The organism is Limnoraphis robusta CS-951 (assembly GCF_000972705.2).
In genome coordinates, this window is record NZ_LATL02000144.1 from 18,090 (window position 1) to 28,089 (window position 10,000).

The 10,000-nt window shown below is 41.2% G+C and carries 6 protein-coding genes; 5 read left to right on the forward strand and 1 reads right to left on the reverse strand.

Translation table 11 applies throughout. From position 1 onward, the window contains the following. The first annotated feature begins 53 nt into the window (after nt 1-53). Both WN50_RS12905 and WN50_RS12915 read left to right on the forward strand, forming a co-directional pair. Nucleotides 54-1,652: a glycosyltransferase family 39 protein gene (locus tag WN50_RS12905; protein ID WP_046277102.1), complete on the forward strand. Its 1,599-nt coding sequence runs from the start codon at nt 54-56 to the stop codon at nt 1,650-1,652. 248 nt (nt 1,653-1,900) lie between these two features. Next, nucleotides 1,901-3,517: a peptide ligase PGM1-related protein gene (locus WN50_RS12915; protein ID WP_046277100.1), complete on the forward strand. Its 1,617-nt coding sequence runs from the start codon at nt 1,901-1,903 to the stop codon at nt 3,515-3,517. A gap of 45 nt (nt 3,518-3,562) precedes the next feature. On the opposite strand, the gene WN50_RS32210 is transcribed toward WN50_RS12915, so the two are convergent. Next, the gene (locus tag WN50_RS32210; protein ID WP_072075580.1) at nt 3,563-3,772 is read right to left on the reverse strand and encodes a DUF6464 family protein; all 210 of its coding nucleotides are present in this window, start codon (nt 3,770-3,772) and stop codon (nt 3,563-3,565) included. Nucleotides 3,773-4,048: 276 nt separating this feature from the next. On the opposite strand from WN50_RS32210, the gene WN50_RS12920 reads away from it, so the two are divergent. The 3 genes from WN50_RS12920 to WN50_RS12930 all read left to right on the forward strand — a co-directional run bounded on the left by WN50_RS12920 (nt 4,049) and on the right by WN50_RS12930 (nt 9,717). Further along, nucleotides 4,049-6,751, forward strand: coding sequence for a chloride channel protein (locus WN50_RS12920; RefSeq protein WP_046277099.1), 2,703 nt, complete (start codon nt 4,049-4,051; stop codon nt 6,749-6,751). 242 nt (nt 6,752-6,993) lie between these two features. After that, complete coding sequence (locus WN50_RS12925; RefSeq protein ID WP_235440945.1) at nt 6,994-8,139, forward strand: glycosyltransferase family 4 protein; 1,146 nt, start codon at nt 6,994-6,996, stop codon at nt 8,137-8,139. A gap of 612 nt (nt 8,140-8,751) precedes the next feature. Next, nucleotides 8,752-9,717, forward strand: coding sequence for a GNAT family N-acetyltransferase (locus WN50_RS12930; RefSeq protein WP_235440946.1), 966 nt, complete (start codon nt 8,752-8,754; stop codon nt 9,715-9,717). The last annotated feature ends 283 nt before the right edge of the window (nt 9,718-10,000 follow it).

The following is a 10,000-nucleotide window of genomic DNA, read 5'->3' on the forward strand; positions in this document are numbered from 1 at the left end:
ACGTGACGGCATTGGAGAGTGTATCATTTATCATTGTAACTTTTGATTGAAAAATGTTCTCTCGATATAAGTTGTTTACAGGGACTCGGCATCGATATCTTGTCATTTTATTAGTGATTTCTATTCTTATCGGTGTAGTTTTTCGTTTTATAGAACTAGATCGAAAAGTATTCTGGCATGATGAAGTCTATACCAACTTTAGGGTATCAGGATTGACGCTCACAAAAGTTTATCCCGAATTTTTTGATAATCAAATTGTTGCAGCCCCCTCACTCCTAAACTACCAACGCATTCAACCTAATACCAACTTTATCGATACGATAAATTCCTTAATTATCGATGATCCTCAACATCCTCCGCTCTACTTTCTCATGGCTCGGGGGTGGATGTCTATTTTTGGAAGTTCGATAACCGCATCTCGTTTTTTACCTGCATTATTGAGTTTATTGGCATTACCGTTCATGTACGGTTTAGCTTTGGAATTATTTGGTTCTCATTTCACAGCTTTACTAGCGACAGCCTTTTTATCTTTATCTCCTATTGATATTATCCATGCTCAAACTGCACGACAATATGGTTTACTCACTGTATTCATCATTGCCAGTAATTATTTACTCCTCAAATCAATTCGTTCAAGCGGTTGGTTATTTTGGGGGCTTTATAGTTTAGCTTGTACGTTAGGACTCTATACACATCCTTTTTTTGGCTTAACTATTATTGCTCAATTTGCCTATATTTTTCTCTTGATTTCTTCATCTCGACTGAAAAAAGACTCCCTCTATTTATTGCTCAAATTCTTCAGTGCTTTAGTTGTCGCTGTGATTTTATTCAGTCCTTGGATTCATGTGATCGTTTCCAACTTTCAACGAGCAATCGATACAACCAATTGGACTCAAGCTTCTCTCAGTCTGTTAGATTTAATCAAATATTGGATACTCAGCTTTACCTCCCTATTGATCGATATTGATTTGGGATTTAATAATCCTTGGACTTATCTCTTAAGACTACCGTTTTTAACTCTTATTCTAATCGGTTTGTATCAAGTTTGTGAACGAACACCTGCCTTGACTCGACAATTTATTCTCACTTCAATTTTCGTCCCTTTCCTGATTTTAGTTTTACCCGATTTACTAATGGGAGGACAACGTTCATCTGTTACTCGTTATCTCGTTTCTTGCTTTCCCGGTATTCAACTTGCGGTAACTTATTTATTTGCTGTTCACATTAATAGTGGTAGATTTTCATGGGTTGATGGCGTGGGTTTGTGGCGAGGAATGTTAGCACTTTGTTTGACTGCTAGCATTATTTCTGCGAGTCAGAGTGCTTATTCAGAAACTTGGTGGTCTAAAAGCCTCAGCTATTGGAATCCAGAAATTGCTCGTCAGATTAATGTGCCTAATTTCCCTTATGTTGTCACAGATCAAGGGGATAACTATATTAATTTTGGAGAGACAATTTCATTAAGTTATTTACTCGATAAAGACGTTAAATTTATCTTGATGAGTCAGCAACCCCAGTTATCTTTGATTCCTAAATATAAAAGGGTTTTCATCCTTCGACCCTCAACTTCCTTACGAAAAACCCTCGAACAGAAAGGATATCAACTCGAATTAATCTTTGAACCGGGAGATCTGTGGAAACTACGTCCATAGTTATATAGCCATTTTCACCTCGGATCAGGTACACTCAATCATTATCTGTGGATACCAGCTAACCAGGAGAAACAGATTTCTATCAAGAATAACAGATGGGTGACTCAGGAGCAAAACCAAGAATCTATACTTCTTAGCATTTTGAGAAGAAACTTTAAGCCATTGTTTGAGATTCTTGTCGAAACCCACATCTTCTGACGATTCCTCAACTAAAATTAAAATATTCATTCAGATTCTCGGGGGGTTTTATGTCAGCATCTAGCAGTTCCTCAGAAGAGATTATTAAACAATTTCAGTCTCTACAAAATCAACTCCGTCAGCAAGTTTCCGTAGATAAACTAAGTTTAGATGACTACGATGTTTTAGTGATTCCATCCGTCACCCTCGATCAACAACAACTCCAAAAAATTCCCGGTGTTCATCTATACGAGGAACGATTGCTATTTTCATTAATTCGCTTGCGAAACCCCCGAATTCGTCTAATTTATGTGACCTCTCAACCCATTCATCCTCGTGTCATCGATTACTATTTGCATTTAATACCGGGAATTAAACTTCCTCATGCACGCGATCGCTTATTACTCTTTTCAACTTATGATAGTTCTTCCCAGTCTCTCACCGAAAAAATCCTCAAACGTCCCCGTTTAATCGAACGAATTGCTAACGTTTTGCGTCCAAAACAATCTTACATGGTTTGCTACAATTCTACTTCTTTTGAACGAGAACTTTCAGTTTTATTAGGAATCCCTTTATTAGCGGCTGATCCCGATTTGCTACACTGGGGAACCAAAAGCGGAAGTCGGCAAATTTTTGCAGAGTGTAATATTCCTCATGCGGATGGGAGTTCCTTAGTTTTTACCGGAGAAGATTTAGTCGAAGTTGCAACAGATTTATGGGAACGTCAACCCCAATTAAAACGTCTAGTTGTCAAATTGAATGAAGGATTTTCCGGTGAAGGAAATGCGTTATTAGATTTACCTCAAATTGAAGAATTAACCCGACAAAAACGCCTAAAAACGATTCGCGATCGCTTACCCAAATTGCGGTTTCAAGCCCCCGATGAAACCTGGGAAAAATTTCAGAATAGAATTGCCGATCTCGGAGCCATTGTTGAAGCCTTTATCGAAGGAGAAATTAAGCGATCGCCCAGTGTTCAATGCTTAATTCATCCTAATAATACTGTTGAAATTCTCTCAACTCACGACCAAATTTTAGGTGGGCCAGATGGTCAAATTTTTGAAGGCTGTCGATTTCCAGCCGATCAAGCCTATCGATTGCGTTTGCAAGAAATGGGTCAAAAAGTGGGCGAAAACTTAGCACAAAAAGGGGCTTTAGAACGGTTTGGCTTAGATTTTATAACAGTACGTCGGGATGATGGAGAGAATGAAGCTTGGGAGATTTATGCAATAGAAATAAACTTGCGTCGAGGAGGAACAACCCATCCGTTTATGACCTTAAAACTCCTAACCAACGGACATTATGACTGTTCAACAGGTTTATTTTATAGCCAACAAGGAAAGCCAAAATTTTATAGGGCTTCTGATAATTTACAGAGTCAACGCTATCAGGGATTACTCCCCGATGACTTAATGGATATTGTCGCCGATCATCACTTACATTTTGACAGCAGCACAGAAACTGGAACCGTCTTTCATTTAATAGGATGTTTATCGGAATTTGGAAAATTGGGGTTAACCTGTATTGGCAATTCCCCCCAACAAGCCCAGGAAATTTACAACCAAGTCGTTGAAGTTTTAGATCAAGAAACAGAAGCGGTAAACCCAGAAAATCAACAGCCTTTATTGAGAATTACGCAATCGGCGGCTGAGGTTAAAGAATGGGAGTGTTTCTCTCAAAATAAATAGCCAAATTCTAGGCGCTCTTTCAGGATAAAGGTTGAGATACTAACATTATTTAGGATGATAATCCTGGCACTCCGAACAAGGGCCACTGGGATTAATCGCACAAAGCAAAAAAGCAGAATGAGCATTATATTTGCACGTCGTTCGCTTATCAATTTTTTTTGATAAAATGCGATGGCGTTGTTCGTGGTATTCTATAAGACGTTTAATCTGGTGGTAGGACTGTAACCGCATCCGGTTCATACCGATATTGCTCATATTCCTATCTCCCCAATATTTGCAACCCGGTGAGCATCTATGCTGCTCGATTTTGCATGAATCAGTTAGGGTTAATTTTAACATTTTTTTAGACCGGAGTTCGACATAACAGGAATAGGCAACCACCCCCAACCGAAACGAGTTACTGTTGACTCTAAAGAACCCAGAGAGCCGTCTGTAGCGAACATTGTTAGATTCAAAAGTGGGCTACAGTCAAACCCATGACTCTTGATCCTAGCTGATATCCTGACAATAGGCCCCAGTCCTCAATATTATATGTTGCGAATTTCTATTCCTGAACAGCTTTCAAAACAGTTCAAAGTTGTCGCGACTCAAGTCCTACAACCCAACTCTCCCAGACGCTTTGCCATCCTTGAAGCCTGTCTCATCGGTTTAGTTTCTGGACTTGCAGCCTTTTTCTTACGAGAAGGAGCGGGATGGTTAGGGTCATGGCGGATGTATGGTTCCCTCTACGGCCCCCTACCAACTTGGGTGTTTTTACCGGCTGTCGGCTTAATAGGCGGCTTTACAACAGGATTTTTAGTCGAACGATTTGCCCCCGAAACCACCGGAAGCGGCGTTCCTCAAGTCAAAGCAGCTTTAAGTGGAATACCCATTTCTTTAGATTTGCGAGTCGCCATCTCCAAACTTCTGGGGACGATGTTTACAATGGGTTCCGGTTTAACCCTGGGACGACAAGGGCCAACCGTTCAAATCGGCGCCGCCTTAGCCGCTTGGATAGGGCGTTGGGTACCGACTTCCCCCAACTACAGACGCCAAATTGTCGCCTGTGGTGCCGCCGCCGGGTTAGCCGCAGGCTTTAACGCCCCCATTGCGGGAGTTTTATTTGTCGTTGAAGACTTACTCCACGACATTTCCGGCCTCACCCTCGGCCCTGCGATTATCGCTTCGTTTATTGGGGCGGTGGTTTCCCGCATCTTAGAAGGTCGAAATCCCGACTTTGAAACCCACTCAGCAGCACTGCTACAACGCTACTCAGAGCAATCGTTTCTACAACTGGGTGAAATTCCCTTTTATATCATTTTAGGCATCACCGCAGGTTTACTCGGCACCCTATTTAGCCGAGGAATTGTCTCTTCCCTAAAATTTAGCCGCCGAACCTTTCGCTTAGGATTACCTGTACGAATGGCATTAGCAGGGTTTTTGTGTGGGTTAATTGTTTCTTTTTTGCCGATGGAATTTCGCAATAATGCAGGTTTACGAGAACTAATACTGCGTGGGGATATTGTCTGGACGACCATCGCCCTCGCCTTTGTCGCTCATTTTGCCCTGACAACCATTGCCGCAAGTTCTTCTGCACCGGGCGGTTTATTTGCCCCCTCGCTGGTTTTGGGGGCGGCTTTGGGGAAATTGATTGGCATCTGGGAATTTAACTTAGTCGGCTTGGAACCCTCGACAACCTTTGCCTATGCCGGAATGGGGGCTTTCTTTTGTGCGGTGTCTCGCACGCCGATTACTGCGGTTGTAATTGTTTTTGAGATTACCCAAGATTTTAACTTGGTATTGCAATTAATGATTTGTTCGATTGTCGCCTACTTTGTCTCCGATAAAATTGATAAACAGTCTCTCTATGATCGCCTATTACAATTAAGTGGTATTGAGTTAAAAGAAGATGACCTTGAGCGCCAAGCCTGGAAACAGTTAAAAGCCAGAGATGTCATGCAGCGTCAGGTAGAAACTCTATCCGTTCATCAAACGTTCTTAGAAGTTAGACAAGAATTTTCTCGTTCACAACATCGAGGCTTTCCAGTTGTTGAAGATGGCAAACTGGTTGGGATTGTTACTCAAAGAGATTTGAGCAATGCGAGTAAGCAAAATTTGCCCGAGGAGACTCCCTTAAGCAAGTTTATGACCGCTAAACCGATTACAATTGCTCCCGAGGAAACGCTCAGTCAAGTGGTTTATCTGTTAGCTAAATATAAACCCAGTCGCCTCCCGGTTGTTGAAGGTCGTCATCTGGTGGGAATTATCACCCGCAGCGATATTATTAAAGCAGAATTGGGCTTGATTAGTGGAGAAGATACTCAGGTGGGTTTGCATCCTGAACCTTCCTATATCGTCTATCAAACGCGAGCGCCTCAACTCGGAAAAGGACGGATGTTGGTTTCTCTCTACAACCCGACAACAGCACCCGCTCTATTAGAAATTGCCGCCGCGATCGCCAGAGAACGAAATTATGAGATAGAATGCCTGAATGTGATTACGATTCCCCGTCATCGTTCGCCCAGTGAAACCTCTGTTAAACTCACCAAAAGTCGGCGTTTGATGCGACAAGCTGAACAAATGGGCCGAGCCTGGGGAATTCCGATTCATACTCAAGTTCGAGTCACTCACGATATTGCTCAAGCCATTCTCGAAACGACGAAAGAGCGACATATTGATTTGATTTTAATGGGTTGGCAGGGTAAATCTTCGACGACTGATCGCGTTTTTGGGAATGTCGTTGATGTGATTATCCGACAGGTGGGTTCTGAAGTAATTTTGGTCAAATGGCCCCACGTGGTTGATCCTTTTAATACGAAACGAAAACTCCGGTTACATTCTTTGTCAGGTTGGCAACGTTGGTTAGTACCCCTACGTGATGATCCGAAAGACTCTGTTGCAGTACAACTTTTACCTGCTTTGATGCAGTTGAGTCATCAACCGGAAATTCGACTGTTAAAAGTGATGAGTAAAGCGATTACGACTCCTGAAAAACGAGTTTGGGAAGATACTTCTGATGAGTTGAGTTCTCTATTGAATGCTAATGTTAGAATGACTGCTGTTACTTCTGATTTTGTCCCCGAGGCGGTGATTGATTTTGCCTATCGTGAACATTGTGATGTTGTGGTTTTAGGCGCCAGTCGTGAAGGGATGCTCAAACAGGTGATTCAGGGTAATATTCCTGAAGCGATCGCTCGCAATTGTGATTGTACTGTAATTTTGGTTCGTCCGGCAATTGGTCAAGCTACTGAGTAAGTCTTTACAGTTTACAGTGATGCAGTTATAGCGCTACGCGCTAGGCAAAAGGCAACAGGCAAGAGGTGAAGCAGTGCGATCTTGGTGGTTTCCATCAAGGAGCAACTGCTGAACCCGAAGGGCAAAAGTGCCAGCAGAAAATATTTTCAGCATTTACCAATGTCCTAACCGTTATGCGTAGTGCTATATCAGTTCTTTTCCTGGTCATCTGTTACCTATTCACTGTTTACTGAAACCTCTTCATGGTCACTGTTTTCATGGTTCATTTTAATGTCAATTTCAAATATTTTAATTCCTTTGCTGATATCACGCTCAGTTTAGCTAAAACCCTGTTTGAACTTGGGGTTCCTGTTTCTATAGAACCCTCAGAAATCTCCGGGGATGCTTTAAAAGTGATCAGTGATCAAGAGAAAAAGCTGCTAGACTATTTGATGAAACAATCCCCTTCAGAACTGTTTCAAATTAAATGGTCACACTATTGGGAAACGGTGCGAAATATTCAGCTTAGAGGTCATCTCAATTTTGAACTTTTTGCCATCAATTATGAATTTTCCCAGAATTCTAAATCCTGTGATGATTGGATGCAATCAACCCTTCATAATTCCTATCACAAATTAGCCGTTAGTCACTATTGTAAACAAGTTTTATTACAAGCAGGTTGTCCCGAATCAGAGGTTTCAGTTTTACCTTTGGGAGCAAATCCCCTTTTCTTCAATTCTTCAGAACTAGAATCTCAAGTCAATCAACAAAAATCACCCCAAATTAAACGGTTTTTACATTTAACAAACTCCTGGGATTTATATCGGTTTGGTACGGATTTACTTTTACCTGCATTTTGTGAAGAATTTTTGGGAAATCCTCATGTACTTTTAGTGATCAAAGATGGCGGAAGCAATAATCAAAACGTGACCGAAATAGTTGTCAATCTTCGTCGAAAATTTGGAGATAAAATGCCCAATATTTATATCCTCCGAAAACTCCTAAATAAAACGAATTTAGCCCAATTATATTGGTTTTCAGATGTCGTTGTTGCTCCCTTTCGTGGGGAAGGATTTGCTATTAAAATTCTCGATGCTTTCGCCGCAGGTTTACCTGTGATTATGCCCCTTTATGGCGGGCCGACAGAATATGCGAACCCAACAAACTGCTATCCGATTGAATATGATTTAGTACCCGTCGGTAACTGTTATGATACTCAATTTTTTAAACCTAAAAATAAACCCCATTGGGCCGAACCTAAAATTGAGTCTTTGAGACAACAATTACATCGAGTGATGAATGATGAAAATCAAGCTTTAATTCGTCAAAGAGCCAAAGAAACAGCACAACAATTTTCTTGGGAAATCACCGCTCAAAAGCTGTTTGCCTTGATGAGAAAATTATCTTAAAAAGTCGGTTCAAAAGGATAGGTTTTGAAAACATATACTTCGATCCTTGCCTTCAGTCTCAACTCGACCTTGACAAAACCAGAGAGTGGAGATTATAGTAAGCTTGGGGGGAGTATATTAACGACTTTCTTCCGATCAACTCAAAAGAAACAAGACATCCTTTAGAAAAAGGGTAAATCCCTCCTTGGAGGTGGAATCCTTCTTTACTTAGCAGAGTTAAGCGTTTGGTCAACAAAAATCAGGTTCGGTTGCTTTCCAGGAGCCAGAGGTCGAACTGGCGACACCTTTCAACCTGATTCGATTTAGAGAAAAACCAAGAAACCTAAAAACAGGTCAATTTTTTTATGAGTGTCTAACTTGAGAACATTAAATTTTTGGCAATCTTGAAAGGTTGCTGAAGTTTGTTGTTCTCTTTTTCACAATTATATTTTTGGAATTTAGGAAATGAGTTTGCGGGTAATTCTCTTAGCCAATGAGAGTATTTCGGCAAATTTCAACTCAATTCCGAAGGATTTTTATTACCAATTTTCCCAAAAACTGGGAAAAAATAGCTTTCAATTCGATAATCGAATCCCTATTCTCAAAACCATTCGTAACACCGAATAAAATCTTATGATGTTAGCAACGTTAACGAGACGATCTTACCAAAAAGCAACAGACCGAAGTTCGATCAGCACTTTAGTCAATATTTGTGCAGCCTATGATCGCTTAGATCAAGATGTATCCCTAGCCGAATTTCAACTAATTCTGAATTCACCGGATTTAGAACGCCATTGTGATACCTACTTCATCGAAAACTACAACGGTAAACTCATCGGTTTAGCCTTAATAGAACATCAAGAATCAACCACTCAAATTGATGGAAATCTGTGGATATTCGTGCATCCCGATGTTCGACATCAAGGCTTAGAAACCGAGTTAATTCAATGGAGTGAAAAACACTTACAACGCCTCGGAAGACAGAAAGATAGACCTGTACGACTGTTAACCGATAGTCGAGATGATCAAGTAGATCGGGCGGTATTATTTAATCAACAAGGCTTTCAAATTAAACGAGAATTCTTGACCTTAGAGCGATCGCTCAATCAACCCTTACCCTTACCCGAACTTAGTCAAGGATTTCAACTGTCTTATTTAAAAAATCCCGATCAAATTCCGGCTTGGGTTGAAATGTATAATCAATCCTTTGTTGATCACTGGAACCATTATGATATTACCGCAGAAACCGTCAAATATTGGCATACCCTCCCCGATTATCAACCGGAATTAGACATTATTGCGATCGCCCCCGACGGCACCTTTGCGGCGATGTGTAGCTGTCGTCTGAAACCTCAACCCCATCGCAACATTCGTACAGGTTGGATCGAATGGTTGGGAACTCGACGGGGTTTCCGACGCATGGGTTTAGGACGAGCGATGTTATTTGCAGGAATGCGTCAACTCCAACAAATCGGGGCTGATACTGTTAAATTGAGTGTAGACTCTCAAAGCCTCACAGGTGCTAATCATCTGTATGAGTCAGTAGGGTTTCGTCCGGTAGAAACGGTGTTATCGTGGGTTAAACCCGTCGCCGCATAACACCGTAGGGGCGGGTTCTGTAAAGATGTATATTTGTTAGAAATAGCCTCAATAAACCCGCCCAGAATGATGTAGGGGCGGGTTCTGTAAAGATGTATATTTGTTAGAAATAGCCTCAATAAACCCGCCCATAATGATGTAGGGGCGGGTTCTGTAAAGATATATATTTGTTAGAAATAGCCTCAATAAACCCGCCCAGAATGATGTAGGGGCGGGTTCTGTAAAGATATATATTTGTTAGAAATAGCCTCAATAAACCCGCCCAGAATGATGTAGGGGCGGG